Raw genomic sequence first — 25,694 nt, 5'->3', positions numbered from 1 at the left:
GGCTGTAGAAATCAGAAGCCATACTGGCGCAGCAACCGCGCAAAACTGCCATCCGCCTTCATTGCTGCAATCGCCTGCTCGAACCGCTCGACGATCCGCTCATGCTCCGGGTGCTTCAGGCTGACCAGGATATGCAAGGTGTTCTCTCCCAGTGGCGGCTCAACCAGCATCACCCCGTCGCGCACCTCCGGCAGCTCGCGTTGCAAGTTGTAACGGGCCACATACTCGTCCTCCACTGCCAGGTTCACCCGCCCTGCCGCCAGCATGCGTACCGCAGAGGAAAAGTTGCGCACCGGCACCTTGTGCAGGCGGGTGTCGCGGTCGAACTCGGGGGAATAGGCGTAATCCCGCACCACGGCGATGCTATAGGGATACAAGTCCGACAGGCTCTTGTAGCGGAACGCCTCGCCCTTGCGCTGCAGCAAGCGAATGCGGTTAGTCAGGTAGGCCGTGGAAAACTGCCCGATGCGGGCGCGCGAGTCGTTGTACCAGGCGTTGATCAGCACGTCATAGCGCCCTTCACTCACCCCCAGCAACGCCCGCGCCCAAGGCACTTCTTCGAACCCACTGGTGTAGCCGGCCCTGGCCAGCGCCGTGGTGACGATGCTGGTCGCCAGGCCGCCGCCCGGCATGCTGGCATCGGTAAACGGCGGCCAGCTGTCCGCCACCAAACGCAACTTGTCCTGAGCCAGAACAGGTGTTGCCAGCATCAATGCCAGAAATCCCAGAACACAAAGCAGTGGCCGCATGCTCACGTCCTTTCGCAATGGAGGGGCACACACTGCCGATGAGATTACACAAAGCCATTGCCGAGGGCAGCGGCCAATAGTGTCATTTTGCCTCTATTTTGGCCGCGATCGTAGATTGCTCACGGATACCCCAGCACTTCGCGAATCTGCCGCAGGTGCTGGATGATCCACTGCTTGTCGATCGCCCCCCAGTCATGAATGCGGTAATGCCCGGCGTGGTTACGCGCGCCTTCCTGCTGTTCGAACTCGCAGACGATATCCAGGTCGGCCAGCGCCGCAATGGTGTCCTGGGCGGTACGCCGGGGCATACCGGTGGCCTCCATCAGGGCGGGCACGCTGGTCGCGGTCTGGCTGTCGATCAGCCAGGCTACGTACAGGCGGCGGTAGAAGCTGCTCTTGGTCTTGCTCACTTCCATGCTGCGTGGTCCTTAACAGTTGCCCGGCAGCTCCCGATAGGTCAGGTAGACGCGCAGGTCGAATTCCAGTTGGTGATAGTCCGGCTCCATGTGCTGGCAGAGCTGGTAGAACGCCTTGTTGTGCTCGCGCTCGCGCAGGTGTGCCAGTTCGTGCACCACGATCATGCGCAAGAACTGCGGCGCGGCCTCCTTGAACAGCGAGGCAATGCGGATTTCCTTTTTTGCCTTGAGCTTGCCGCCCTGCACCCTTGATACCGCCGTGTTCAGGCCCAGGGCCCGATGGGTCAGGTCGAGACGATTGTCGAACAGTACCTTGTCCAGGTTTGGCGCGCTGCGCAGGTATTGCTGGCGCAAATCCTGGGCATAGCCGTACAACGCCTTGTCGCTCTGCACGTCATGGCGGTCAGGGTAGCGGCGCTGCAGGTACTCGCCCAGGCGGCCGCTGTCGATCATCTGCCGCACTTGCTGCTGAAGGTGCGGGGGGTAGGCTTGCAAGTAACGTAATACGTTCATGGCGCTGCATTCGGTGTAACGAACGCCGATTCTAGCCAATCATGGCCCTGGCCAGGAGAAAATCGCCGGGAAGGCACTGGCATCCGTAGCGGTCATCGGGTGAGCCACCAGGAAGCCCTGCACGTACTCACAGCCATTGGCCTTGAGCCAGGCCGCCTGGGCCGAGGTTTCCACGCCCTCGGCGATCACCGTGATACGGTAGTCGGCGCACAGGCTGATAACGCTGCGCACCAACGCCGCATCCACCGCCGAGTCGGGCAAGCGCGCCACCAGGTGGCGGTCGAGCTTGAGGGTATCGATCGGCAGGTCGCGCAACATGCGCAGCGAACAGTCACCGGCACCAAAATCATCCAGCGCCACCCGCACGCCCAGCTCGCGCAAACGGTGAATCTGTTTCACGGCCGCATCGATGTTGTACATCAGCGAGGTTTCCGCCACTTCCACTTCCAGCTGCGCCGGGTCCAGCTGGTAAAGCTGGATGACCCGATGCAGTTCGTCGACCAGGTTGGGCATGACGAACTGCGCGCGGCTCAGGCTGATACCCAGCACCAGTTCCGCCGGAAAACGCTGGCACCAGGCCTGGCGCTGGGCCGCGCCCTGGCGGTAGATCCAGCTGGCCAGGCGGTTGATCAGGCGCGCCTCTTCCAGCAACGGGATGAACAGCCCCGGCGGTACGTCGCCGACACTGGGATGCTGCCAGCGCAACAAAGCCTCGAAGCCACGCAGGCGGCCATCGTTGAAGCCAACCTGCGGCTGGTAAACCAACGTGAAGTCTTGCTGCTCGACAGCCGTGCGTACGCTGTCTTCAAGCATCAGCCGCGAACGTGCCCGGCCGTTGAGCTCCTGATCGTAGAAGCGATACTGCTGGCGCCCGGCCTGCTTGGCCGCGTACATCGCCGCATCGGCCGCACGCAGCAGGCCTTCGACATTGGCCCCGCAGTCCGGATAGGTGGCGATGCCGATGCTCACCCCAAGGCTCACATCCAGCCCTTCCACCTGGTGGCTGATGGAAATGCGTTCCAGCAACCGCTCGGCATAGCGTCCGGCCTGCTCCGGATAAGGCAGGCCGTCGAACAGCGCGGTGAACTCATCGCCGCCCATGCGCGCCAGCAGCGCTTCACTGCCCAGGCAATCCTTGAGCTGTTCGGCCACCCAGTGCAGCACCCGGTCACCCGCGTCGTGGCCGAGCGAGTCGTTGATGCGCTTGAAGCCATCCAGGTCCATGTACATCAGTGCCTGTGCCTTGTCCGAGCGCTCGTTGCGCAGCAACGCACCTTCGGCGGCCTGGTAGAAGCCGCGGCGGTTGAGCAGGCCGGTGAGCGGGTCGGTGACGGCCTGGTATTCCAGCTGCTGGTGCAGGCTGCGCACCGCCGACATGTCCAGTACGGTGACCACCATGGCCTGCTGGTCGGCCGGCAGCGGCGCGCAGGACAACGCCACCGGCACCAGCTCGCCGCCCTGGGTGCGCAGCTGGGCATCGTGCACGCGGAAGATGCGCCGCCCCAGATAGGCCTGGTAGAAGTCCGACTCATTCCACAGGCTGGCACTGGTCAGTTGCACCAGGTCAAGCAGATGGGCGCCCTGCAACTGCTGCACCGACGCTGACAACAAACGGGAAATGGCCGGGTTGGCAAAGCTGATGACGCCTTGGGCATCCACCACCAGAATGCCCTCGGCGGCGTTCTCCAGGATTGAGGCATTGAACGCCCTGGCCGCTTCCAGCTCGCGGGTCAGGCGCTGCAGCATGCGGCGGTTGCGCTGCTGGTCGAGCAGGGCCTGGACCTTGGGCTTGAGGATTTGCGGGTCGAACGGTTTGAACATGTAGTCCACCGCGCCGCTGGCGTAGCCTTTGAGCACGGCCGCTTCGGACTGTTCGTTGGCGGTGAGGAAAATGATCGGGGTCAGCCGGGTGCGCTGGCTGCCGCGCATCAGCCGGGCGACTTCGAAGCCGTCCATCTCCGGCATCTGTACATCCAGCAAAACCAGGTCGACATCGTGTTCGAGCAACGCGCTCAGGGCTTCCATTCCTGAGTTTGCCGTCAATACTTGCCAATCCTGACGGGCCAGCAATGCCCGCATGCTGATGAGGTTTTCGGGGTAATCGTCTACCACCAGAAGAACCGAGTTGCCATCCAGTGGCTGAGGGTGAGGGTGAGCGCCATCCATGCTGCTTCTCTATTTTGTGACCGACTTCAAGATACGCTTGGATCCACTTGTACTCTAGACCTGAGCGGGTAACACGCAATGCAATCAGAACGCTATCAATGCCTCAACTGTACGGTAGCCGACTAACGGTCGGTTTGCCGGGAATATGTGCCGGCCTCTTCGCGGGTAAACCCGTTCCCACAGGTTCATCACTGTTTTCCAGGCCAGTGAGTACCCTGTGGGAGCGGGTTTACCCGCGAAGAGGCCGGCACAGGCGGAAGGTTCCATCACCCGAAAATGAAAAAGCCCGCATCGCTGCGGGCTTTTTCATTAATACCGGAAGATCAGTTGACCTTGGCGGCCAGCTCACCTTTCAGGTAGCGCTGGTACATGCCTTCCAGGGAGATCGGCTTGATCTTCGAGGCATTGCCAGCAGTGCCGAAGGCTTCGTAACGGGCGATGCACACGTCACGCATGGCCTTGACGGTTTCACCGAAGAACTTGCGCGGGTCGAACTCGCTCGGGTTCTGCGCCATCAGGCGGCGCATGGCACCGGTGGAAGCCAGGCGCAGGTCGGTGTCGATGTTGACCTTGCGCACGCCGTACTTGATACCTTCGACGATTTCTTCGACCGGTACACCATAGGTTTCCTTGATGTCGCCGCCGTACTGGTTGATGATCGCCAGCCACTCTTGCGGTACCGAGGACGAACCGTGCATCACCAGGTGGGTGTTGGGGATGCGCTTGTGGATTTCCTTGATGCGGTCGATGGCCAGCACGTCACCGGTTGGTGGCTTGGTGAACTTGTAGGCACCGTGGCTGGTACCGATGGCGATCGCCAAGGCATCGACCTGGGTCTTCTTGACGAAGTCGGCGGCTTCTTCCGGGTCGGTCAGCATCTGGCTGTGGTCCAGCACGCCTTCGGCGCCGATACCGTCTTCTTCACCGGCCATGCCGGTTTCCAGCGAACCCAGGCAACCCAGTTCGCCTTCTACCGAAACGCCACAGGCATGTGCCATGGCAACGGTCTGCTGGGTAACGCGGACGTTGTACTCGTAGTCGGTCGGGGTCTTGCCGTCTTCACCCAGCGAGCCGTCCATCATGACCGAGCTGAAGCCCAGCTGAATCGAGCGCTGGCAAACGTCAGGGCTGGTGCCGTGGTCCTGGTGCATGCACACCGGGATATGCGGGAACTCTTCGATGGCAGCCAGGATCAGGTGGCGCAGGAACGGAGCACCGGCGTATTTGCGGGCACCCGCCGAAGCCTGGACGATCACCGGGGAGTCGGTCTTGTCGGCCGCTTCCATGATGGCGCGCATCTGCTCGAGGTTGTTGACGTTGAAAGCTGGTACGCCGTAACCGAACTCGGCGGCGTGGTCCAGCATCTGGCGCATGCTAATGAGTGCCATTGTGTATCTCTCTCCCGACAAGCGTCGTTTGTTTCGTGCAAGCCTGCCGCAGGGGCGGTTGCTGTTCAAGTAGTGTGGGCCACCCTCGCGGCCCGGCCAGTCACGGTGCCTTGCAGCCCCGCCCAATCAGATCGTTGGTTGCCACCCAGTACACCAGGCCTTCTTCGCCTTTGGTGTGAAAGGCCAGCATGCCATCGCTGTACAGCGCACCCGAGGCCCCCGGCTCGGCCTTGAGCCGGTAGACCTGGTCGCCGCCACCAAGGCGCACATCGACCTGGTCGCGCTGCGCATCGGCGAAACGCCATAGCACTTCAGCCTGGGTGTCGCAGACCCAACGGGTCCAGTCGTCTGCCGGGGCGGGTTGCGCCGGCTGCAGCAGTGAGCATCCTGCCAGTGTCGCCAGGGCCGTCACGGCCAAAAGCGCTTTCATTACATATCCTCTAGATGACCACGCAGCGTCCGCTTGGTTGCCTGGCCCGACGAAATGTCGGGATCAAGGGCAACCCGGCGCCTTGCGCTGGTGGTCTTCGTCGTACTTTTCCAGGCCCTCCGGGCCCACGCGCTTGCTGATGACCGGCACGGTCTCGGCCTGCCACTCGGACTGGTAGCAACCGCCCTTGGGCGGCTGCGCCGGATCGGCATCCGAAGCCGGGCTGCCGGCGCAGGCGCTCAGCAGACCAGCCAGCATCATCACAGGCAATTGCTTGACCATCAGGCCACTCCCTTTGCCAAGCGCCGACGTCATCAGGCCTTGGCCCGCTCTTCCAGGATTGCCACGGCTGGCAGGACCTTGCCCTCGACAAACTCGAGGAAAGCGCCACCACCGGTAGAAATGTAGGAGATATCGGCGCCAACGCCATATTTGTCGATGGCTGCCAGGGTGTCACCGCCGCCGGCGATGGAGAACGCAGCACTGTCGGCGATGGCCTTGGCCAGCACCTTGGTGCCGTTGCCGAACTGGTCGAACTCGAACACGCCAACCGGGCCGTTCCACAGGATGGTCTTCGACGACTTCAGCAGCTCGGCGAAGTTGGCTGCGGTTTGCGGGCCGATGTCCAGGATCATGTCGTCAGCGGCAACGTCGGCAATGGCCTTGACGGTAGCTTCGGCGCTCTCGGCGAACTCCTTGGCAACCACCACGTCGACCGGCAGAGGTACGCTGACCTTGGCGGCGATGGCCTTGGCGGTGTCGACCAGGTCAGGCTCGTACAGCGACTTGCCCACCGGGTGGCCGGCTGCAGCCAGGAAGGTGTTGGCGATGCCGCCACCGACGATCAGCTGGTCGCAGACCGAGCTCAGGCTGTTCAGCACGTCCAGCTTGGTGGAGACCTTGGAGCCGGCAACGATGGCCGCCATCGGCTTGGCCGGGGCCTTCAGGGCCTTGCCCAGGGCATCCAGCTCGGCTGCCAGCAGCGGGCCGGCAGCGGCGACCTTGGCAAACTTGGCAACGCCATGGGTCGAACCTTCGGCACGGTGTGCAGTACCGAAAGCGTCCATGACGAACACGTCGCACAGGGCGGCGTATTTCTGCGCCAGTTCGTCGGCGTTCTTCTTCTCGCCCTTGTTGAAGCGCACGTTCTCGAACAGCACCAGGTCACCAGCCTTGACCTCGACACCGTCGAGGTAGTCGGCCACCAGCGGCACGTCGCGGCCCAGGGCCTTGCTCAGGTAGTCAGCGACCGGCTTGAGGCTGTTCTCGGCAGAGAACTCACCCTCGGTCGGGCGACCCAGGTGCGAGCAGACCATTACCGCCGCGCCCTTCTCCAGGGCCAGCTTGATGGTCGGCAGCGCTGCCAGGATACGCGCGTCGCTGGCTACCACACCGTCCTTCACAGGCACGTTGAGGTCTTCGCGGATCAGTACGCGCTTACCTTGCAGGTCGAGGTCGGTCATCTTCAACACGGTCATGAATGCAGTCCTTCAGGGCTGTTTGTTGCGGGTTGGGTGAACGACGTGCAGATAGTGTTCGGCAACGTCGAGCATACGGTTGGCAAACCCCCATTCGTTGTCGAACCAGGCCAGCAGGTTCACCAGGCGGGGGCCGGAAACACGGGTCTGGCTGGCATCGACGATCGCCGAATGCGGGTCATGGTTGAAATCACAGCTGGCATGCGGCAACTCGGTGTAGGCCAGCAAGCCTTTCAGCGGGCCTTCCAGCGCCGCCTCGCGCAGCACCCGGTTGACTTCGGCCGCGCTGGTATCGCGGGCGGTCTGCAGGGTGATGTCCAGGCACGAGACGTTGACGGTCGGTACGCGTACCGCTTTGGCCTGGATTCGCCCGGCAAGTTCCGGAAGCAGGCGCTCGATGCCACGCGCCAGCCCCGTGGACACCGGGATCACCGACTGGAAGGCCGAACGCGTGCGGCGCAGGTCTTCGTGGTGGTAGGCGTCGATCACCGGCTGGTCGTTCATCGCCGAGTGGATGGTGGTGATCTGCACGTATTCGATGCCGAACGCCTGGTCCAGCACACGCAGCAGCGGCACGCCGCAGTTGGTGGTGCACGAGGCATTGGACACCAGGCGCTCGCTGCCCGTCAGGCAGGCCTGGTTGACACCGTAGACCACCGTGGCATCGACGTCGGCCTCGCTGGCCATCGGCTGCGAGAACAGCACCCGCGGCGCGCCGGCATCGAGGAAGCGCTGGCCATCGGCGCGGGTGTGGTAGGCGCCGGAGCACTCCAGCACCAGGTCGATGTCCAGGGCGGCCCAGTCGATGCCTTCGGGGGTGGCACTGCGCATCACCTTCACGCAGTCGCCATTGATATGCAGACAGTCGCCGTCGACCTTCACCTCACCGGGGAAGCGCCCGTGGGTGGAGTCGAAGCGTGTCAGGTATTCCAGGCTGGCCTGGTCGGCCAGGTCGTTCAGCGCAACGATCTCGAAACCGGCCTTTGCCCCCCGCTCGAACAGCGCGCGCAGGACACAGCGGCCGATACGGCCATAACCGTTGAGTGCAACTTTGTAGGGACGCAGGTGGGACATTCGTTGGCTCGCTAACGCATGATGGCTGTTGGGGCCGCGTTGCGGCCCATCGCGGCACAAGGCCGCTCCTACAACGGGCTGCATGCGCAATACCCTGTAGGAGCGGCCTTGTGTCGCGATGGAGGGCGAAGCCCTCCCCCTTGCACGACCTGGAGGGCGTCACTGCCCTCCATATTTACATCAGTCTTCCAGCAGCTCTTCGGCAGTACCGAGGATGTTCTCCACGGTGAAGCCGAACTCTTCGAACAGGGCCGAAGCCGGCGCCGACTCACCATAGGTGGTCATGCCGATGACGCGGCCTTCCAGACCAACGTACTTGTACCAGAAGTCGGCGTGGGCGGCTTCGATGGCGATGCGCGCCCCCACTTCCAGCGGCAGAACCGACTGCTTGTAGGCCGCGTCCTGGGCATCGAACACGCTGGTGCATGGCATGGAAACCACGCGCACCTTGCGGCCTTGCTCGGTCAGCTTGGCGTGCGCCTGCACAGCCAGGCCCACTTCGGAACCGGTAGCGATCAGGATCAGCTCAGGCTCGCCGGCGCAGTCCTTGAGCACGTAGCCGCCGCGGCTGATATCAGCGATCTGCTGGGCGTCGCGGTCCTGGTGCTGCAGGTTCTGGCGCGAGAAGATCAGCGCCGAAGGGCCGTCCTTGCGCTCCAGGGCGTTTTTCCAGGACACGGCGGATTCCACCGCGTCGGCCGGGCGCCAGGTGTCCAGGTTCGGCGTGCTGCGCAGGCTGGTCAGCTGCTCGATCGGCTGGTGAGTCGGGCCGTCTTCGCCCAGGCCGATGGAGTCGTGGGTGTAGACGTGGATCACGCGCTGCTTCATCAGCGCCGACATGCGCACGGCGTTGCGGGCGTATTCCATGAACATCAGGAAGGTTGCGCCGTAAGGTACCAGGCCACCGTGCAGGGCAACGCCGTTCATGATGGCGGTCATGCCGAACTCGCGCACGCCGTAGAACACGTAGTTGCCGCTGGCGTCGTTGGCTTCGACCCCCTTGCAGCCCTTCCACAGGGTCAGGTTGGAACCGGCCAGGTCAGCCGAACCGCCGAGAAACTCCGGCAGCAGCGGGCCGAAGGCGTTCAGGGCGTTCTGGCTGGCCTTGCGGCTGGCAATGGTTTCGCCCTTGGCGGCCACTTCGTTGATGTAGGCCTGGGCCTTGGCGCTGAAGTCGGCCGGCAGCTCGCCGCTGGCACGGCGCTTGAACTCGGCAGCCAGCTCCGGGTAGGCCTTGGCGTAGGCGTCGAAACGCTGGTTCCACTCGGCTTCGGCCTTGGCACCGGCAGCCTTGGCGTCCCACTCGGCGTAGATCTCGGCCGGGATCTCGAACGGGCCGTGGTTCCAGTTCAGTTCCTTGCGGGCCAGGGCGATTTCGTCGTTGCCCAGCGGTGCGCCGTGGCAGTCTTCCTTGCCCTGCTTGTTCGGCGAGCCGAAACCGATGATGGTCTTGCAGCAGATCAGGGTCGGACGATCGCTCTTGCGGGCGGTCTCGATGGCGGTCTTGATCTCATCGGCGTCATGGCCGTCGACGTTGCGGATCACCTGCCAGTTGTACGCCTCGAAGCGCGCCGGGGTGTTGTCGGTGAACCAGCCGTGCACTTCGCCGTCGATGGAAATGCCGTTGTCGTCGTAGAAGGCGATCAGCTTGTTCAGGCCCAGGGTGCCAGCCAGCGAGGCGACTTCGTGGGAGATACCTTCCATCATGCAGCCGTCGCCGAGGAACACGTAGGTGTTGTGGTCGACGATGGTGTGGCCGTCACGGTTGAACTGGGCCGCCAGCACTTTTTCGGCCAGGGCGAAGCCCACGGCGTTGGCGATACCCTGGCCGAGCGGGCCGGTAGTGGTCTCGACGCCTGGGGTGTAGCCGTATTCCGGGTGGCCCGGGGTGCGGCTGTGCAGCTGGCGGAAGCCTTTGAGGTCATCGATGGTGACGTCGTAGCCGGTCAGGTGCAGCAGCGAGTAGATCAGCATCGAACCGTGGCCGTTGGACAGCACGAAGCGGTCACGGTCGGCGAAATCCGGGTTGCTCGGGTTGTGCTTCAGATAGTCGCGCCAAAGCACTTCGGCGATATCCGCCATGCCCATGGGGGCACCTGGGTGGCCGCTGTTGGCCTTTTGCACGGCATCCATGCTGAGGGCACGAATGGCGTTGGCACGTTCACGACGGCTGGGCATCGCTGATCTCCTGGGGGGCTTGAATAGGTGGTGTCACGAAAAAAGGCGGCCATTTTCGCCCACTGGGGGGGCTTGGGGCAATGACGTATGGTCGCAGTCGGGGGATTTTCCTCTGATTGGCACTCATTTCGGGGCAAAATCTGGAAATCGGTGCCGGCTTCTTCGCGGGTGAACCCGCTCCTACAGGGTCGCACCAAGCCTGAGGGCAGTGCTGAACCTGTGGGAGCGGGTTCACCCGCGAAGAGGCCAGAAAGGGCAACCCCGCACTCCGCCCATCAGTCAATATCAAAACTTTTTGATATTGACCTTGCGAGGGCAATGATACCTGCCTAGACTGCCGCACCATGAACCTCCGTGCGCAATCGATCCCCGAGCAACGCGAAGCATTGGCTGCCCTGTGCAAAGCCAGTGGCGACGAGTTGCGCCTGAACGTGTTGCGCGCCCTGGCCAACGACTCGTTCGGCGTGCTGGAGCTGGCGCAGATCTTCGACGTGGGCCAGTCGGGCATGAGCCACCACTTGAAGGTGCTGGCCCAGGCCGAGCTGGTGGCGACCCGCCGCGAGGGCAATGCCATCTTCTACCGCCGCGCCCTGCCCGACAGCCTGCGCCTGGGCGGCCGGCTGCATGCGGCGCTGCTCGAAGAGGTGGATGACCTGACCCTGCCGCCTGACGTGCAGGCGCGCATCGCCCAGGTGCAGCAACGCCGCGCGGCCACCAGCCAGGACTTCTTCCTGCGCGTGGAAGAGAAGTTCCGTGCCCAGCAAGACCTGATCGCCGGCCTGCCGCAGTACCGCGAAAGCCTGCTGGCGTTGCTCGACAAACTGAATTTCGACCCGGCCGCCAGCGCCCTGGAGGTCGGCCCCGGCGACGGCGGCTTCCTCCCCGACCTGGCCCGGCGCTTCGCCCAGGTCACCGCCCTGGACAACAGCCCGACCATGCTCGAACTGGCGCGTCAGGTGTGCCAGCGCGAGGGGCTCGACAACGTGAACCTGCAGTTGGCCGATGCACTGGGTGCAACGGATGTGGCCGCCGACTGCGTTGTGCTGAACATGGTGCTGCACCATTTCAGCGACCCGGCCCTGGCCTTGCGCCAGCTGGCCAAACGGGTGAAGGCAGGCGGCAGCCTGCTGGTCACCGAACTGTGCAGCCATGACCAGGGGTGGGCGCGGGAAGCCTGCGGCGACCTCTGGCTGGGCTTTGAACAGGACGACCTGGCCCGTTGGGCCAACGCTGCCGGGCTGGTCCCCGGGGACAGCCTGTACGTGGGCTTGCGTAACGGTTTCCAGATCCAGGTCCGCCATTTCCAGCGGACGGCTGGCGACATACACCATCGGTAAATTTCAGGAACCTTCGAGATGAGCGAATACTCCCTTTTCACCTCCGAGTCCGTGTCCGAAGGGCATCCGGACAAGATCGCCGACCAGATTTCGGACGCTGTCCTTGATGCCATCATCGCCCAGGACAAATACGCCCGCGTAGCCTGCGAAACCCTGGTCAAGACCGGTGTCGCCATCATCGCCGGCGAAGTCACCACCTCCGCCTGGGTCGACCTGGAAGAGTTGGTGCGCAAGGTCATCATCGACATCGGCTACAACAGCTCCGATGTCGGCTTCGACGGCGCCACCTGCGCCGTGATGAACATCATCGGCAAGCAGTCGGTGGACATCGCCCAGGGCGTCGACCGCTCCCGCCCGGAAGACCAGGGTGCCGGTGACCAGGGCCTGATGTTCGGCTACGCCAGCAACGAAACCGACGTGTTGATGCCGGCACCGATCTGCTTCTCGCACCGCCTGGTCGAGCGCCAGGCCGAAGCGCGCAAATCGAAACTGCTGCCATGGCTGCGCCCGGACGCCAAGTCGCAGGTCACCTGCCGTTACGAAAATGGCAAGGTGGTCGGCATCGACGCCGTGGTGCTGTCGACCCAGCACAACCCAGAGGTTTCGCAGAAAGACCTGCAGGAAGCCGTGATGGAGTTGATCGTCAAGCACACCCTGCCTGCCGAACTGCTGCACAAGGGCACCCAGTACCACATCAACCCGACCGGCAACTTCATCATCGGTGGCCCGGTGGGTGACTGCGGCCTGACCGGGCGCAAGATCATCGTCGACTCCTACGGTGGCATGGCCCGCCATGGTGGTGGCGCGTTCTCCGGCAAGGACCCGTCCAAGGTCGACCGCTCCGCCGCCTACGCCGGCCGCTACGTGGCCAAGAACATCGTCGCCGCCGGCCTGGCCGAGCGTTGCGAGATCCAGGTGTCGTACGCCATCGGCGTGGCCCAGCCGACCTCCATCTCGATCAACACCTTCGGTACCGGCAAGGTCTCCGACGACAAGATCGTCCAGTTGGTGCGCGAGTGCTTCGACCTGCGCCCGTACGCCATCACCACCATGCTCGACCTGCTGCACCCGATGTACCAGGAAACCGCTGCCTACGGCCACTTCGGCCGTACCCCGCAGCAGAAGACGGTCGGCGACGACACCTTCACCACCTTCACCTGGGAGCGCACCGACCGCGCCCAGTCGCTGCGTGACGCTGCCGGTCTGTAAGTTTCCTGCAGCGCCGGACGAAAGCCCCTGCCGAGCAATCGGCAGGGGCTTTTTTGTGTTTGCCGGCTCAGCGGCAAGGCCGGGCTCGACGGATTCAGGATCGACAGGCACAGCATCGAGCAATGAATTTTTACCAATTTGCCTGCAGGAAAAACCCGAGATTCAGCCGGAAAGCCCCAACAAGGGTTTCTAAATGGGCAAAACCAAGGCAGGATTTCCCCCAACTTTTGCTGCCCCGCCCCGTCAAGGAGGCTTTTCATGAAACGTATTTCGACCCTTTTCCTGCTCGCGACACTAGGCCTGGCCGCTGGCGCTGTACAAGCTGCCCAGCCGGATGCCGGCCTGACCGGTTGCGCCGCCAAGCGCAGCGCCATCGAGAACCAGTTGAAGATTGCCCGTGACCACGGCAACAACGACCAGGTCGCAGGGCTGGAGGAGGCGCTGCGTGGGGTCGATAACTGCACCGATGCCAGCCTGCGCAAGGAACGTGAGCAAAAGGTGCTCGAAGCCCGTCACGAAGTGGCGCAGCGGGAAAAGGACTTGAAGAAAGCCGAGAAGAAAGGCGATTCGGAGAAGATCAACAAGCGCAAGGACAAGCTGGCCGAGTCGCGCAAGGAACTGCAGGAAGCGGTGGAGGATCTGGATCGCTGACTTTCCCTGGTATGCGCCATTCCTGTGGGAGCGGGCGTGTCGAGGCGTCGAACCGCCGCGAAGCAAGCGCCGCGGTGGATGGCACGGGCTTCGCCCGTGTTCGCGGGCGCGCCCGCTCCCACAGGAATTTCGCCAGTTTGCAGAAATCGAGCAAGACAGCTGCTCCCCGCACGGGCAGTCAAGTCAGTGATTGCGGAATTCGGTATGACAAGCCTTGCAAGCCGCTTCGACCTTGTCCATCGGCGCCTTCAACTGCGCAGCGTCCAGCGGCTGGCCGCGGGTGACATCGACCAGTTCGCCAGTGACGCCTTCCAGCTGCCGGGCCAGGTCATGAAAGCGCGCCTGGCGCTCCCATACCTCGGCACGCGCGCTGCTGTCGCCACCATCGCGGGCCTGTGGAAAGTGCTGCCAGGGTTGGTGCGAAAGGTTGTCCAGTTTCAGTGCACCGTCGGCGAACTTCACCCCGTCGAACGGCAACCGGCCACGCAGCATGCCACCCAGGTCTTCGCTGGTCTTGAGCATGTCCTTGAAGATCACCTTGCGCTTGCCCAGCGGGGAGTTCGGGTCAACCCGATCGCAACCCCCCAGGGCCAGTGCTGCCAGCAGAACAACGGTCAATCGCTTCAACATCACGGTCACTTCGGCCTACGCAAATGGGCGGCCAGTATCGCTGCCCAAGGGCCAAAGACCAATAGCCACATAAAAAACAGGGGCGAATATTCATGTTCACCCATGACAGGAACGTACTCATGAAATCTGCCCTGCGCCATCTGGCCTGGACACTGCCGGCGCTGGCCCTGCTGGCCGGCTGCAACGGTGGCGAAAGTGCCAAACCCGAGCCGCACGCCATCGCCACCTACGCCAATGCCACCTGGCAGGACCTGCCCACCGTCAGCGACAGCGATCTGATAGCCGGCTTCCAGGCCTGGCGCAACGGCTGTGAAAAGCTTAAGCGCGACACCGTCTGGGCCAGCACCTGCGAAACAGCCGCCAGCGTACCCGACAATGCCCTGCAGGTACGCGCCTTCCTGCAACAGAACCTGCAGGTATACGGCCTGCGTTCGGCCGAAAACAATGCCAACGGCCTGATCACCGGTTACTACGAACCGGTCTACCCTGGCAGCCTGAGCCAGTCGGCGACCAACCATGTGGCAGTTTACGGCATCCCCGAAGACATGATCGTGGTCGACCTGGCCAGCGTGTACCCCGAACTCAAAGGCAAGCGCCTGCGCGGTCGCCTTGATGGCCGGGTGCTCAAGCCTTACGACACCGCCGAGGTGATCAACCGTGACGGCGTCAAGGCACCGGTGCTGGCCTGGCTGACCGACCCGATGGACCTGCAGTTCCTGCAGATCCAGGGCTCCGGCCGGGTACAACTGGAAGACGGCCGCCAGCTGCGCCTGGGTTACGCCGACCAGAACGGCCACCCCTACCGCCCAATCGGGCGCTGGCTGGTGGAACAGGGCCAGTTGAAGAAGGAAGAAGTGAGCATGGGCGCCATTCACGCCTGGGCCCAGGCCAACCCGCAGCGGGTGCCGGAACTGCTCGCCAGCAACCCCAGCTACGTATTCTTCAGCACCCGCCCGGACAGCAACGAAGGGCCTCGTGGTTCGCTGAACGTGCCGCTGACCGCTGGCTACAGCGTGGCCATCGACCGCAAGGTGATTCCGCTGGGCAGCCTGCTGTGGCTTTCCACCACTCGCCCGGACGGAACCCCGGTGGTACGCCCGGTGGGGGCTCAGGATACCGGTGGGGCAATTACGGGCGAGGTGCGCGCGGACCTGTTCTGGGGCACCGGGCCGGAAGCCGGAGAGCTGGCCGGGAACATGAAGCAGCAAGGGCAGATCTGGATGCTGTGGCCCAAGGGCAAGCCACTGCCTGAAGTACCTAAAGTGCCTTGATCGGTGCTGGATTCTTCGCGGGTAAACCCGCTCCCACAGGGACATCACCGCTCTCGAGAGCTGTGATGATCCTGTGGGAGCGGGTTTACCCGCGAAGAAGGCGACGCGGTCTCAGATCGAAACCACGAAGAACGCCACGATCATCGCCATCCCGGCAAACCACACCAGCGATCGCAAGGCAGCCCAGTCGGCCAGGTAACAGATGATGTAAAGCAGCCGACTGGTGATGTACATCACCCCCAGCACATCCTGGGTCACCTGCTCGGCATTGCCGACGATATCCGCCACCAGCACCGCCGCGGCAAATGCCGGAAAGGCCTCGAAACCGTTCTGCTGGGCAGCATGCGCGCGCCGCGGTAGCCCGGACAGGGTATCCAGGAACGCACGCGGGTCGTGGTTGTCGCGCAGGCGGAAGCGGCCACTGCTGACTTTGGCGATCAAACCACACAGTGGCGGCAAGACCAGCGCAATCAGGATGCACCACAGGGCAACGGTCATGGACAGGACTCCTTGTTCAGTCTTTTCGGGTCAAAGCTTCATTACCAGCATGCCGGCCAACACCAGCCCGCAAGCTAGGAGTCTCGGCCCGCCAAAAGGTTCTTTCAGGTAGCGCATGCCCAACAGCACCACCAGGATCACGCTCAACTCGCGCAGTGCCGCCGCCTCGGCCACCGACCCCAGGTGCATGGCCCACAGCACCAGCGCGTAGCTGAGCAATACGCACAACCCCACCGCCAGCCCCAGACGCCACTGCAGGCGCCAGAACAGCACGAACGGCGCACGTCGTGCCACGCTGGCCAGCAGCGGGAAGGGCCAGGCACTGAGCAAGGTCAGCCACACCAGGTAATCCCAGGGCTTGCCCCACAAGCGCACGGCCTGGCCGTCGAACCAGGTGTAGCAACCAATGCACAGGCCTATCAGGGCCACCACCGGCAGCATCGACCAAGGCAGCCGGTCACCGCCACCGCCCTGCCACAACAGGCAAGCCATGCCACAAGGGATCAGCAGGATGCCGATGATCTGCTGCTGGCTCAGCGACTCGCCGGCAAAGGCCAGGGTCAGTCCCAGCACCACCAGCGGCGACAGCCCGCGCATCAGAGGATAGACCAGCCCCAGGTCGCCCACGCGGTAGGCCTGGATAAGCAGGAAGCGGTACAGCTGCTCGGCCAGCGCCGAAGCCAGCAGCCAGGGCCAGATGTTGGCCGGCGGCACCTCGACGAAGGGCACCGCCAGCACCGCGAAGGCCAACGCCACCGTATCCATGCTGGCGATCACCAGCAGGCGCTCGCCGCTGAATTTGATCAGGGTATTCCAGGTCGCGTGCAGCAGGGCGGCGATCAGTACCAGGGAAGTTGCCAGCACGCCTTCTTATCCTTGTGGCTTTTCATGGCTGTGAATATATAGCGTTCGGGGGCCGCTGTGCGGCCCCTTGTACGGGAACGATTGGAACGAATCTGGTCAAACCTTGTGTCCCGAACCCCGCGCCAGGTCATCAAAGAACTGCCCGAGCCGTTCGGGTTACGACTTGGAAGCCACTGTTACAGGATTCGGGATGCTTGAACTCGTTGCTGCGTTTATCTGCCTCACTACCCTCCTCACCTATGTAAATTACCGTTTCATCGGCCTGCCCCCCGCCATCGGCGTAATGGTCACGGCCCTGCTGTTCTCCCTGATGCTGCAAGGCCTGAGCCTGATCGGCTTCCCTGGCCTGGAAGCACGCGTCGAAGGGCTGATGAACCAGATCGACTTCAACGACCTGCTGATGCACTGGATGCTGGCGTTCCTGCTGTTCGCCGGGGCCTTGCACGTCAACCTCTCCGACCTGCGCAGCTACCGCTGGCCCATCGGCCTGCTGGCCACCGTCGGCGTATTGATTGCCACCGTGGTCATCGGCTACCTGTCGCATTGGGTGTTCGCCCTGTTCGGCTGGCAGGTGCCGCTGATCTACTGCCTGTTGTTCGGTGCGCTGATCTCGCCCACCGACCCGATTGCCGTGCTTGGTGCACTACGTACCGCCAATGCCTCGAAACCGCTTAAAACAACCATCGTCGGCGAGTCGCTGTTCAACGATGGCACTGCGGTAGTGGTGTTCACCGTGCTGCTGGGCATCATCCAGCTGGGCGAGACGCCGAGCATGACCGACACCGCGATCCTGTTCGCCCGCGAGGCCATCGGCGGCGTGGTGTTCGGCGGCCTGATCGGCTACGCCACCTACCGCATGATCAAGAGCGTCGAGCAATATCAGGTGGAAGTGATGCTGACCCTGGCGCTGGTCATCGGCGGCTCGGCGATGTGCTACGAGCTGCACGTTTCGGCGCCGATCGCCATGGTGGTGGCCGGGCTGATCATCGGCAACCTGGGGCGCAACCTGGCGATGAACGACATGACCCGTCGCTACATGGACGGTTTCTGGGAGCTGATCGACGACATGCTCAACGCCCTGCTGTTCGCGTTGATCGGCCTGGAACTGTTGCTGCTGCCATTCAACTGGATGCACCTGGCAGCCGGTGGCGTGCTGGCGCTGGCGGTGCTGCTGTCGCGGCTGCTGACCGTGGCCCCGGCGATCGTGCTGCTGCGGCGCTGGCGCCCGGTGCCCAAGGGCACGGTGCGGGTGCTGACCTGGGGTGGCCTGCGCGGTGGGGTGTCGGTAGCCCTGGCACTGTCACTGCCACAGGGCGAGGAACGTGACCTGCTGCTGTCGATCACCTACATCGTGGTGCTGTCGTCGATCCTGGTGCAGGGGTTGAGTATCGGCCGGGTGGTGCGCAAGGTCAGCGCTCAGCCTTGAGATAGTTTCCGGCCTCTTCGCGGGCTTGCCCGCGAAGCGCCAAATGCTGAACTTATTCCACCGCGGAATCCGGGAACTGGTCCTGGATGTACTTGATCTCGGTCCGCCCATGCGCCGCCGGCAGCCCGTCCTCGCCAAGGTTGACGAAGACCATCTTGTCGACCGTGAGGATGGCCTTGCGGGTGATCTTGTTGCGCACTTCGCACTTGAGGGTGATCGAGGTGCGGCCGAACTCGGTGGCGGTGATGCCCAGCTCGATGATGTCGCCCTGGCGCGAGGCACTGACGAAGTTGATTTCCGATATGTACTTGGTCACCACACGCTGGTTGCCCAGCTGGACGATGGCGTAGATCGCCGCCTCTTCGTCGATCCAGCGCAACAGGCTGCCACCGAACAGGGTGCCATTGGGGTTGAGGTCTTCGGGTTTAACCCACTTGCGGGTATGAAAGTTCATCTGTACTCCTGACCTGCCTGACTAACGTGTAGCAATGATGGCAGAGCGGCCGCTGTCGCTCCATTGAACATCGACTATCGTCGCGATTAATCGACAGAAAACCTTGGGCAAGCCGACGGGCGCGGCTATAATCTCTGCCGCTTTACATGGCCGCCCACAGCGGCGCCATGCCCGCCACCCGTCCGAGGGGCGCTGCAGCAGGCTAGGCCTGTCAGGCTCGGATGGGGCGTTGCTCGCTCTCGCGGGCGCTTAACGCACAACGGCGCCCATTCGCACACTACGAATGGAGGCTCTCATGAGCGCTGCAAACATGCCTGCTGGTTTTACCGATTACAAAGTCGCCGACATCTCCCTGGCCGCCTGGGGCCGTCGCGAAACCATCATCGCCGAATCGGAAATGCCTGCACTGATGGGCCTGCGTCGCAAGTACCTGGCCGAGCAACCGCTCAAGGGTGCGAAGATCCTGGGCTGCATCCATATGACCATCCAGACCGCCGTGCTGATCGAAACCCTGGTTGCCCTGGGTGCCGAAGTGCGCTGGTCGTCCTGCAACATCTTCTCCACCCAGGACCAGGCCGCCGCCTCCATCGCCGCCGCCGGTATCCCGGTGTTCGCCTGGAAAGGTGAAACCGAGCAAGAGTACGAGTGGTGCCTGGAACAGACCATCCTCAAGGATGGCCAGCCATGGGACGCCAACATGGTCCTCGACGACGGTGGCGACCTGACCGAACTGCTGCACAAGAAGTACCCGCAAGTACTGGAGCGCGTGCACGGCATCACCGAAGAGACCACTACCGGCGTGCACCGCCTGCTGGACATGCTGGCCAAGGGCGAGCTGAAAGTCCCGGCGATCAACGTCAACGACTCGGTCACCAAGAGCAAGAACGACAACAAGTACGGCTGCCGTCACAGCCTGAACGACGCCATCAAACGTGGTACCGACCACCTGCTGTCGGGCAAGCAGGCCCTGGTGATCGGCTACGGTGACGTGGGCAAGGGCTCGGCCCAGTCCCTGCGCCAGGAAGGCATGATCGTCAAGGTCACCGAAGTCGACCCGATCTGCGCCATGCAGGCTTGCATGGACGGTTTCGAAGTGGTTTCGCCGTTCATCGACGGTATCAACAACGGCACCGAAGCCAGCATCGACAAGGCCCTGCTGGGCAAGATCGACCTGATCGTGACCACCACCGGCAACGTCAACGTGTGCGACGCCAACATGCTCAAGGCGCTGAAGAAGCGTGCCGTAGTGTGCAACATCGGCCACTTCGACAACGAGATCGACACCGCCTTCATGCGCAAGAACTGGGCCTGGGAAGAGGTCAAACCGCAGGTGCACAAGATCCACCGCACCGGCGCTGGCAGCTTCGACCCGCAGAACGACGACTACCTGATCCTGCTGGCCGAAGGCCGCCTGGTCAACCTGGGTAACGCCACTGGCCACCCAAGCCGCATCATGGACGGTTCGTTCGCCAACCAGGTACTGGCGCAGATCTTCCTGTTCGAGCAGAAGTTCGCCGACCTGTCGGCCGAGAAGAAAGCCGAACGCCTGACCGTTGAAGTACTGCCGAAGAAGCTCGACGAAGAAGTGGCCCTGGAAATGGTCCGCGGCTTCGGCGGCGTGGTCACCCAGCTGACCAAGCAGCAGGCCGAGTACATCGGCGTCACCGTCGAAGGCCCGTTCAAACCGCACGCCTACCGCTACTAAGCGGCAAACTTGACGCTTCAAGCGGCAAGTTTGCCGCTTGCAGCTCAAGCATAAAGGATCTTGAACGATGCCCAAGCCAGGCCGGCCATAACCGATCTGGCTTTTACTTGCAGCCTGCCGCTTGCAACTGGCTGCCAGAGGAACGCCTGATGTCCCAGGAACGCCGTTACAGTTTCGAGTTCTTCCCGACCAAGACCGATGCCGGTCACGAAAAGCTGATGGGCGTCGCCCGCCAGCTGGCCGCCTACAACCCGGACTTCTTCTCCTGCACCTACGGTGCCGGTGGCTCGACCCGCGACCGCACGCTGAATACCGTGCTGCAGCTGGAAAGCGAAGTGAAGGTACCTGCCGCACCGCACCTGTCGTGCGTCGGCGACACCAAGGCCGAACTGCGCACCCTGCTGGCCGAATACAAGGCTGCCGGCATCAAGCGCATCGTTGCCCTGCGTGGCGACCTGCCATCGGGCATGGGCATGGCCAGTGGCGAACTGCGCTACGCCAGCGACCTGGTCGAATTCATCCGCCAGGAAACCGCTGATCACTTCCACCTGGAAGTGGCCGCCTACCCGGAGATGCATCCACAGGCCCGCAACTTCGAGGCTGACCTGGCCAACTTCGTGCACAAGGTCAAGGCCGGTGCCGACAGCGCCATCACCCAGTACTTCTTCAACGCCGACAGCTACTTCTACTTCGTCGAGCGCGCGCAGAAGCTGGGCGTGGACATCCCGGTGGTGCCTGGCATCATGCCGATCACCAACTACAGCAAGCTGGCGCGCTTCTCCGATGCCTGTGGCGCCGAGATCCCGCGCTGGATCCGCAAGCAGCTGGAAGCCTATGCCGACGACACCGCCAGCATCCAGGCATTCGGCGAAGAAGTGATCACCCGCATGTGCGAACAGCTGCTGCAAGGCGGCGCACCGGGCCTGCACTTCTACACCTTGAACCAGGCCGAGCCGAGTCTGGCGATCTGGAACAATCTGAAGCTGCCACGCTGAAATTTTTTGCAAAATCTGTTTAAGATCTGATTAAGGCTTTGGTCATAGACTAAAGCCTTATTCATTTTCCGGTTACACAGGTCTTGCCTGCCATGCAGTCCCACCCGCCATCGCGTCCACAGCTCGTCTACCTGGCATTTGGCCCGGCAACCTACCATCAGGAAGCCTGCTTCAGCATCGTCAGCGCCCTCGCCCACCTGGGCACGGCAGCAGGCGAAGCCATGGACATACAGGTCTACACCGACAACCCGCAGCCCTATGCCGGCCTGCCGGTCACCGTACACCTGCTGGACGAGGCCACGCGCCAGGCCTGGAACGCCCCCCACGGTTATCACTTTCGCAGCAAGCACGTGCTGTTGCGCCAGGTGCTGCAGCAACACCCGCTGGCAGTGCTGATCGACACCGACACCTTCTTCCGCAAGTCGCCGCTGGAGCTGTTCGCCCGGGTAGCCCCAGGCCGCCTGCTGTGCAATGCCATCGGCGCGCGCTACGGCAGCAACCAGAAGTGCCTGCTGTACAAGAACCTGCTGGCCATCCTCGAATCCCGGGGCCTGGCCGATTGCCAGATGCCACTGGTCAACTCCGGGGTGATCGGCCTTACCGCCGAAGACGCCGGCACGCTGGACCGCTCCATCGCCATGATGGACGAGTTCCACCCCCTGGCTCGCGAAGCCTATACCCTTGAGGAGTTCTGCCTGGCGGTGGCGGCCTACCGCAGGCTGGAGCTGGCCGAATGCACCGATGTCATCCACCACTACTGGAGCCGCAAGGCGCAGTTCCGCGCCAAGATCCAGGCCTGGCTGCGCAAGCACGGCCATGACCCGCTGAGCCAGGCGGCGCTGGCCGACGTGCCCCTGGTCAATGACCAGCTGCCACGGCCGCCGGCCCTGCAACGGCTGGGTTACAAGGCACTGAGCATGACCCTGCCCAGCCACGAACGCCAGTTCGCCCGCGAGTTGCTGTATGGCTGCTACCCCTACCCCAACGAGTTCGACCGCGCCTGCGCGCCGGCCTGGTGGGACAAGGCCCTGGAAAACCTCAACGCCCGCCATGGCCACATGGAGCCCGAGCAACTGCGCCAGTGCCTGCGCCACCCGGGGTTGCGCCTGTCACTGGGCGAGCGGCGCAAAGATATCGAGGCACATCTGCTGAAGTCTTCCCACACTTGAGTGACCTGTACCGGCCTCTTCGCGGGTAAACCCGCTCCCACAGGATCTCTGCTGGCTTGCAGACTTGCGCAGTACTTGTGGGAGCGGGTTTACCCGCGAAGAGGCCGGTACAGGAGAACACCATCCCCACTGGCCTTGAACAGGCCGAGCGCGTAATCTCCGGCCATGCCACACGTCGCCCGTCTGTTCTGGATCCTGTTGCTCGCCTGCCTGAGCCCGCTGGCTCTGGGCGAGCGCCTGCGCCTGGTGACCGACGACTGGGCACCCTATGTGTACCAGCAGGACGGCCAGCCGCGCGGCATCGACTACGAAGTCACCACCCAGGTGTTCCAACGCCTTGGCGTCGAGGTGGAATGGCAGTTCCTGCCCTGGAAGCGCTGCCTGGCAATGATCGAGCAGGGCCTGGCCGATGGCATCATGGATATCTTCCAGGCCGAGTCGCGCCAGCCCTACCTGGTGTATGCCCCCGAGCCCATGTCGGAGGTCGAGTTCGTCCTGTTCCAGGCCCGCGCACGTCGCCATGCCGTCACGGCTCTGGATGACCTTGCCGGCCTCACCGTCGGCACCTCACCCGGCTACGCCTATGGTGCAACGTTCAACGAGGCCGCACATTTCAGGCGCGAAGCCGCGCCTACCCATGAAGCCAACTTCGGCAAGCTGATGCTGGGCCGCATCGACCTGGCAATCACCGACCGCAGGGTCGGCCATTACCTGCTGCGGCATCTGGGCCTGCAACAGCAAGTCGAGGAGCTGCCGCTGGTGATCAGCCGCCAGGCGCAATACCTGGGGCTGGCACGCAAGCCGGGGCGGGAGGCACTGGCCCAGGCCTTCGCCGTGGAACTGCGGCGCTTCAAGCAGGAACCCGCCTACGCGGCGATCAGCAACCGCTACATAGGCAACATCGGAAACACTCTCAACGCCGTTGAGCAGCAGGAAAGCAGCACAGCGCGTTAGCTCTGTTATACTCGGGCCTTCCCGCCCGGCTCACGCCCGGACGCTCGGCCTCGCAACAGGCATCCCGATCGGCATCGACGCGCCTTCGCGTCCACCCTCCGTTACCCGGATGTGCAGTGAAAGCCCAGCTGGACCGGACGCGATCGCATCCCACCGATGCCCGTCGCGCCAGGCAGAACATCCCAAACGGGCCCAGCCCACACGAGAACAGGATTGCCCATGTCCTTTGCTTCCCTCGGTCTCTCCGAGGCTCTTGTCCGCGCTATCGAGGCTGCGGGCTATACCCAGCCGACCCCCGTGCAACAGCGGGCGATTCCCGCCGTGTTGCAAGGCCGCGACCTGATGGTCGCCGCACAGACAGGTACTGGTAAAACCGGCGGTTTCGCCCTGCCGATCCTCGAGCGCCTGTTCCCGGCCGGCCACCCCGACAAGTCGCAGCGTCATGGCCCGCGCCAACCTCGCGTACTGGTCCTGACCCCGACCCGCGAACTGGCAGCCCAGGTGCATGACAGCTTCAAGGTCTATGCCCGTGACCTGCCACTGGTCAGCGCCTGCATTTTCGGCGGCGTCGGCATGAACCCGCAGATCCAGGCCATTGCCAAGGGTGTGGACGTGCTGGTCGCCTGCCCGGGCCGCCTGCTCGACCTGGCCGGCCAAGGCAAGGTTGACCTGGCCCACGTTGAAATCCTGGTGCTGGACGAAGCCGACCGCATGCTCGACATGGGCTTCATCCACGACGTCAAGAAGGTCCTCGCCCGCCTGCCGGCCAAGCGCCAGAACCTGTTGTTCTCGGCCACCTTCTCCAAGGACATCACCGACCTCGCCGACAAGCTCCTGCACAACCCGGAGCGTATCGAGGTCACCCCGCCGAACACCACCGTCGAGCGTATCGAGCAGCGCGTCTACCGCCTGCCTGCCAGCCACAAGCGCGCGCTGCTGGCACACCTGATCACCCTGGGTGCCTGGGAACAGGTGCTGGTGTTCACCCGTACCAAGCATGGCGCCAACCGCCTGGCCGAGTACCTGGAAAAGCACGGCCTGACCGCCGCCGCGATCCACGGTAACAAGAGCCAGAATGCCCGCACCAAGGCCCTGGCCGACTTCAAGGCCAACAGCGTGCGCGTACTGGTCGCCACCGACATCGCCGCCCGTGGCCTGGACATCGACCAGTTGCCGCACGTGGTCAACTTCGAGCTGCCGAACGTCGAGGAAGACTACGTCCACCGTATCGGCCGTACCGGCCGTGCCGGGCGTTCGGGCGAGGCCATTTCCATGGTCGCGCCGGATGAAGAAAAACTGCTCAAGAGCATCGAGCGGGTCACCAGGCAGAAGATTCCGGACGGCGACCTGATGGGCTTCGACGCCAGCCAGGTAGAAGCCGAAAAGCCTGAAGTACGCGAGCGCCCGCAGAACAACGGCCGTGGCGGCCGCAACCAGCAGGCCCGTGGCGAAGGCGGCAAAGACGCCAACGGTGGCCGCAAGGACAAGGGCAAGGATAAAGGCAAGGCCAAGCAACAGGCTGCGGACAAGCCGGCCGACAAGGAAAAGAGCGGCGACAGGCAACAGCAGCAACGCAAGCCGCGTGACAAGAAGCCGCGCCAGCAGCAACAGCAGGCCAGCACCAACAGCGTGCCGAAAGTGCCTGCCGACCGTGATCCGGAAGAATTCCTCGACGACGATATCGACAACTTCGGTAACCGTGCCGACTATGTCAGCCCGTACCAAGGCAAAAACCAGGGCCGCAATCGCCGCCCGGGTGGCAATGCCGGCCAAGGTCAGGCTCAAGGTAGTGGCCAACGCAACAACGCGGGTGGCCAGGGTCGCAATGCTGGCCAGCAGCGCAGTGGCGGTGGCGAGAAACGCCCGGCCCGTGCCAACAACGGTGGCGGTGCCCGCCGTGATGGCGGCGGCCGTGGTCGCCCGGCCCGTGACGATGCTGCCCGGCAAGAGCCGGCCGTGCGCAACCCGCGCCAGCCGGAAAAACAGCCGGTGATCATCCGCAAGGAATCCAAGCTCGACCGTTACCCGACGCCGGAGCAGCTGGATGACCTGCCAAGCCGCCCACGCGGTGAGCGCCCGGCGCTGCTGACCCGCAAGGGCTGACAAAAAGCATGAGGGGGCCGCTTTGCGGCCCTTTCG

Annotated in this window: 24 protein-coding genes and 1 riboswitch; of the genes, 10 read left to right on the top strand and 14 right to left on the bottom strand. The window is 63.4% G+C overall.

Features of this window, described 5'->3' with window-relative positions; translation table 11 throughout:
• Nucleotides 1-11 precede the first annotated feature (11 nt).
• From J5M71_RS00770 to tkt, 10 genes are all read right to left on the bottom strand, one after another.
• Nucleotides 12-749, bottom strand: coding sequence for a transporter substrate-binding domain-containing protein (locus tag J5M71_RS00770; protein WP_207828577.1), 738 nt, complete (start codon nt 747-749; stop codon nt 12-14).
• 119 nt (nt 750-868) lie between these two features.
• Nucleotides 869-1,165, bottom strand: a complete 297-nt coding sequence (locus J5M71_RS00765; protein ID WP_016395304.1) for a winged helix-turn-helix domain-containing protein — start codon at nt 1,163-1,165, stop codon at nt 869-871.
• Between the two features lie 12 nt (nt 1,166-1,177).
• Entirely contained in the window at nt 1,178-1,678 is a 501-nt protein-coding gene (locus tag J5M71_RS00760) for a M48 family metallopeptidase (RefSeq protein ID WP_207828575.1), read from the bottom strand.
• A 39-nt stretch (nt 1,679-1,717) separates the two neighbouring features.
• Complete coding sequence (locus J5M71_RS00755) at nt 1,718-3,844, bottom strand: EAL domain-containing protein (protein WP_207828572.1); 2,127 nt, start codon at nt 3,842-3,844, stop codon at nt 1,718-1,720.
• 323 nt (nt 3,845-4,167) lie between these two features.
• Nucleotides 4,168-5,232: a class II fructose-bisphosphate aldolase gene (gene fba / locus J5M71_RS00750; protein WP_016712383.1), complete on the bottom strand. Its 1,065-nt coding sequence runs from the start codon at nt 5,230-5,232 to the stop codon at nt 4,168-4,170.
• Between the two features lie 100 nt (nt 5,233-5,332).
• Nucleotides 5,333-5,662 (bottom strand): MliC family protein, encoded by a 330-nt coding sequence (locus tag J5M71_RS00745; protein WP_063911976.1) that lies wholly within the window; start codon nt 5,660-5,662, stop codon nt 5,333-5,335.
• A gap of 63 nt (nt 5,663-5,725) precedes the next feature.
• Nucleotides 5,726-5,977 (bottom strand): hypothetical protein, encoded by a 252-nt coding sequence (locus tag J5M71_RS00740; protein ID WP_025340881.1) that lies wholly within the window; start codon nt 5,975-5,977, stop codon nt 5,726-5,728.
• Nucleotides 5,977-7,140 carry a phosphoglycerate kinase gene (locus tag J5M71_RS00735; protein ID WP_024087831.1) on the bottom strand — a complete coding sequence of 388 codons (1,164 nt, stop codon included), beginning with the start codon at nt 7,138-7,140 and terminating at the stop codon, nt 5,977-5,979. The genes J5M71_RS00740 and J5M71_RS00735 overlap by 1 nt, the downstream gene beginning before the upstream one ends.
• A gap of 12 nt (nt 7,141-7,152) precedes the next feature.
• Complete coding sequence (gene epd / locus J5M71_RS00730; RefSeq protein WP_207828569.1) at nt 7,153-8,214, bottom strand: erythrose-4-phosphate dehydrogenase; 1,062 nt, start codon at nt 8,212-8,214, stop codon at nt 7,153-7,155.
• A gap of 180 nt (nt 8,215-8,394) precedes the next feature.
• Nucleotides 8,395-10,392, bottom strand: a complete 1,998-nt coding sequence (gene tkt / locus J5M71_RS00725; RefSeq protein ID WP_207828567.1) for a transketolase — start codon at nt 10,390-10,392, stop codon at nt 8,395-8,397.
• Between the two features lie 344 nt (nt 10,393-10,736).
• Between tkt and J5M71_RS00720 the strand changes: the two genes are divergently transcribed.
• The 3 genes from J5M71_RS00720 (at nt 10,737) to J5M71_RS00710 (ending at nt 13,589) form a co-directional block, all read left to right on the top strand.
• A complete protein-coding gene (locus tag J5M71_RS00720) occupies nt 10,737-11,729 on the top strand; it encodes a metalloregulator ArsR/SmtB family transcription factor (RefSeq protein WP_207828564.1) in 993 nt (330 codons plus the stop codon).
• A gap of 18 nt (nt 11,730-11,747) precedes the next feature.
• Nucleotides 11,748-12,938 carry a methionine adenosyltransferase gene (metK, locus tag J5M71_RS00715; protein ID WP_063911980.1) on the top strand — a complete coding sequence of 397 codons (1,191 nt, stop codon included), beginning with the start codon at nt 11,748-11,750 and terminating at the stop codon, nt 12,936-12,938.
• A 258-nt stretch (nt 12,939-13,196) separates the two neighbouring features.
• A complete protein-coding gene (locus tag J5M71_RS00710; RefSeq protein ID WP_207828561.1) occupies nt 13,197-13,589 on the top strand; it encodes a DUF1090 domain-containing protein in 393 nt (130 codons plus the stop codon).
• 183 nt (nt 13,590-13,772) lie between these two features.
• On the opposite strand, the gene J5M71_RS00705 is transcribed toward J5M71_RS00710, so the two are convergent.
• On the bottom strand, nt 13,773-14,219 hold the full coding sequence (locus J5M71_RS00705) for a cytochrome c (protein ID WP_025340887.1): 447 nt from the start codon (nt 14,217-14,219) through the stop codon (nt 13,773-13,775).
• Between the two features lie 119 nt (nt 14,220-14,338).
• On the opposite strand from J5M71_RS00705, the gene J5M71_RS00700 reads away from it, so the two are divergent.
• Nucleotides 14,339-15,490 carry a murein transglycosylase A gene (locus tag J5M71_RS00700; RefSeq protein ID WP_207828559.1) on the top strand — a complete coding sequence of 384 codons (1,152 nt, stop codon included), beginning with the start codon at nt 14,339-14,341 and terminating at the stop codon, nt 15,488-15,490.
• A 111-nt stretch (nt 15,491-15,601) separates the two neighbouring features.
• Here J5M71_RS00700 and J5M71_RS00695 read toward each other — a convergent pair whose 3' ends face one another.
• Both J5M71_RS00695 and J5M71_RS00690 read right to left on the bottom strand, forming a co-directional pair.
• On the bottom strand, nt 15,602-15,988 hold the full coding sequence (locus tag J5M71_RS00695) for an MAPEG family protein (protein WP_207828557.1): 387 nt from the start codon (nt 15,986-15,988) through the stop codon (nt 15,602-15,604).
• Nucleotides 15,989-16,018: 30 nt separating this feature from the next.
• Complete coding sequence (locus tag J5M71_RS00690) at nt 16,019-16,852, bottom strand: EamA family transporter (protein ID WP_063911985.1); 834 nt, start codon at nt 16,850-16,852, stop codon at nt 16,019-16,021.
• A gap of 190 nt (nt 16,853-17,042) precedes the next feature.
• On the opposite strand from J5M71_RS00690, the gene J5M71_RS00685 reads away from it, so the two are divergent.
• Complete coding sequence (locus tag J5M71_RS00685; protein ID WP_207828556.1) at nt 17,043-18,278, top strand: sodium:proton antiporter; 1,236 nt, start codon at nt 17,043-17,045, stop codon at nt 18,276-18,278.
• A 52-nt stretch (nt 18,279-18,330) separates the two neighbouring features.
• Here the strand turns inward: J5M71_RS00685 and J5M71_RS00680 are convergent, their stop codons facing one another.
• Nucleotides 18,331-18,732 carry a hotdog domain-containing protein gene (locus J5M71_RS00680; protein ID WP_003257757.1) on the bottom strand — a complete coding sequence of 134 codons (402 nt, stop codon included), beginning with the start codon at nt 18,730-18,732 and terminating at the stop codon, nt 18,331-18,333.
• 178 nt (nt 18,733-18,910) lie between these two features.
• Nucleotides 18,911-19,007: riboswitch (S-adenosyl-L-homocysteine riboswitch) on the top strand.
• Between the two features lie 20 nt (nt 19,008-19,027).
• Here J5M71_RS00680 and ahcY point away from each other — a divergent pair.
• From ahcY to J5M71_RS00655, 5 genes are all read left to right on the top strand, one after another.
• Nucleotides 19,028-20,437, top strand: a complete 1,410-nt coding sequence (ahcY, locus tag J5M71_RS00675; protein ID WP_207828553.1) for an adenosylhomocysteinase — start codon at nt 19,028-19,030, stop codon at nt 20,435-20,437.
• Between the two features lie 149 nt (nt 20,438-20,586).
• Nucleotides 20,587-21,432: a methylenetetrahydrofolate reductase [NAD(P)H] gene (metF, locus tag J5M71_RS00670; RefSeq protein WP_085621759.1), complete on the top strand. Its 846-nt coding sequence runs from the start codon at nt 20,587-20,589 to the stop codon at nt 21,430-21,432.
• A gap of 92 nt (nt 21,433-21,524) precedes the next feature.
• Nucleotides 21,525-22,601 (top strand): hypothetical protein, encoded by a 1,077-nt coding sequence (locus J5M71_RS00665; RefSeq protein WP_207828551.1) that lies wholly within the window; start codon nt 21,525-21,527, stop codon nt 22,599-22,601.
• 165 nt (nt 22,602-22,766) lie between these two features.
• Complete coding sequence (locus tag J5M71_RS00660) at nt 22,767-23,555, top strand: transporter substrate-binding domain-containing protein (protein WP_207828548.1); 789 nt, start codon at nt 22,767-22,769, stop codon at nt 23,553-23,555.
• Between the two features lie 219 nt (nt 23,556-23,774).
• The gene (locus tag J5M71_RS00655) at nt 23,775-25,658 is read left to right on the top strand and encodes a DEAD/DEAH box helicase (protein WP_207828545.1); all 1,884 of its coding nucleotides are present in this window, start codon (nt 23,775-23,777) and stop codon (nt 25,656-25,658) included.
• Nucleotides 25,659-25,694: the final 36 nt, after the last annotated feature.

Source organism: Pseudomonas sp. 43(2021) (assembly GCF_017490805.1).
In the GTDB taxonomy this organism is placed as follows: Bacteria; Pseudomonadota; Gammaproteobacteria; order Pseudomonadales; family Pseudomonadaceae; genus Aquipseudomonas.
Note: the sequence above shows the minus strand (reverse complement) of the source record. Positions and strands in the feature narration are given on the sequence as shown.

Coding starts and splice junctions, on each gene's coding strand:
- J5M71_RS00770 (WP_207828577.1), bottom strand. CDS start 749: ATGCGGCCACTGCTTTGTGTTCTGGGATTTCTGGCATTGATGCTGGCA.
- J5M71_RS00765 (WP_016395304.1), bottom strand. CDS start 1,165: ATGGAAGTGAGCAAGACCAAGAGCAGCTTCTACCGCCGCCTGTACGTA.
- J5M71_RS00760 (WP_207828575.1), bottom strand. CDS start 1,678: ATGAACGTATTACGTTACTTGCAAGCCTACCCCCCGCACCTTCAGCAG.
- J5M71_RS00755 (WP_207828572.1), bottom strand. CDS start 3,844: ATGGATGGCGCTCACCCTCACCCTCAGCCACTGGATGGCAACTCGGTT.
- fba (WP_016712383.1), bottom strand. CDS start 5,232: ATGGCACTCATTAGCATGCGCCAGATGCTGGACCACGCCGCCGAGTTC.
- J5M71_RS00745 (WP_063911976.1), bottom strand. CDS start 5,662: ATGAAAGCGCTTTTGGCCGTGACGGCCCTGGCGACACTGGCAGGATGC.
- J5M71_RS00740 (WP_025340881.1), bottom strand. CDS start 5,977: ATGACGTCGGCGCTTGGCAAAGGGAGTGGCCTGATGGTCAAGCAATTG.
- J5M71_RS00735 (WP_024087831.1), bottom strand. CDS start 7,140: ATGACCGTGTTGAAGATGACCGACCTCGACCTGCAAGGTAAGCGCGTA.
- epd (WP_207828569.1), bottom strand. CDS start 8,214: ATGTCCCACCTGCGTCCCTACAAAGTTGCACTCAACGGTTATGGCCGT.
- tkt (WP_207828567.1), bottom strand. CDS start 10,392: ATGCCCAGCCGTCGTGAACGTGCCAACGCCATTCGTGCCCTCAGCATG.
- J5M71_RS00720 (WP_207828564.1), top strand. CDS start 10,737: ATGAACCTCCGTGCGCAATCGATCCCCGAGCAACGCGAAGCATTGGCT.
- metK (WP_063911980.1), top strand. CDS start 11,748: ATGAGCGAATACTCCCTTTTCACCTCCGAGTCCGTGTCCGAAGGGCAT.
- J5M71_RS00710 (WP_207828561.1), top strand. CDS start 13,197: ATGAAACGTATTTCGACCCTTTTCCTGCTCGCGACACTAGGCCTGGCC.
- J5M71_RS00705 (WP_025340887.1), bottom strand. CDS start 14,219: ATGTTGAAGCGATTGACCGTTGTTCTGCTGGCAGCACTGGCCCTGGGG.
- J5M71_RS00700 (WP_207828559.1), top strand. CDS start 14,339: ATGAAATCTGCCCTGCGCCATCTGGCCTGGACACTGCCGGCGCTGGCC.
- J5M71_RS00695 (WP_207828557.1), bottom strand. CDS start 15,988: ATGACCGTTGCCCTGTGGTGCATCCTGATTGCGCTGGTCTTGCCGCCA.
- J5M71_RS00685 (WP_207828556.1), top strand. CDS start 17,043: ATGCTTGAACTCGTTGCTGCGTTTATCTGCCTCACTACCCTCCTCACC.
- J5M71_RS00680 (WP_003257757.1), bottom strand. CDS start 18,732: ATGAACTTTCATACCCGCAAGTGGGTTAAACCCGAAGACCTCAACCCC.
- ahcY (WP_207828553.1), top strand. CDS start 19,028: ATGAGCGCTGCAAACATGCCTGCTGGTTTTACCGATTACAAAGTCGCC.
- metF (WP_085621759.1), top strand. CDS start 20,587: ATGTCCCAGGAACGCCGTTACAGTTTCGAGTTCTTCCCGACCAAGACC.
- J5M71_RS00665 (WP_207828551.1), top strand. CDS start 21,525: ATGCAGTCCCACCCGCCATCGCGTCCACAGCTCGTCTACCTGGCATTT.
- J5M71_RS00660 (WP_207828548.1), top strand. CDS start 22,767: ATGCCACACGTCGCCCGTCTGTTCTGGATCCTGTTGCTCGCCTGCCTG.
- J5M71_RS00655 (WP_207828545.1), top strand. CDS start 23,775: ATGTCCTTTGCTTCCCTCGGTCTCTCCGAGGCTCTTGTCCGCGCTATC.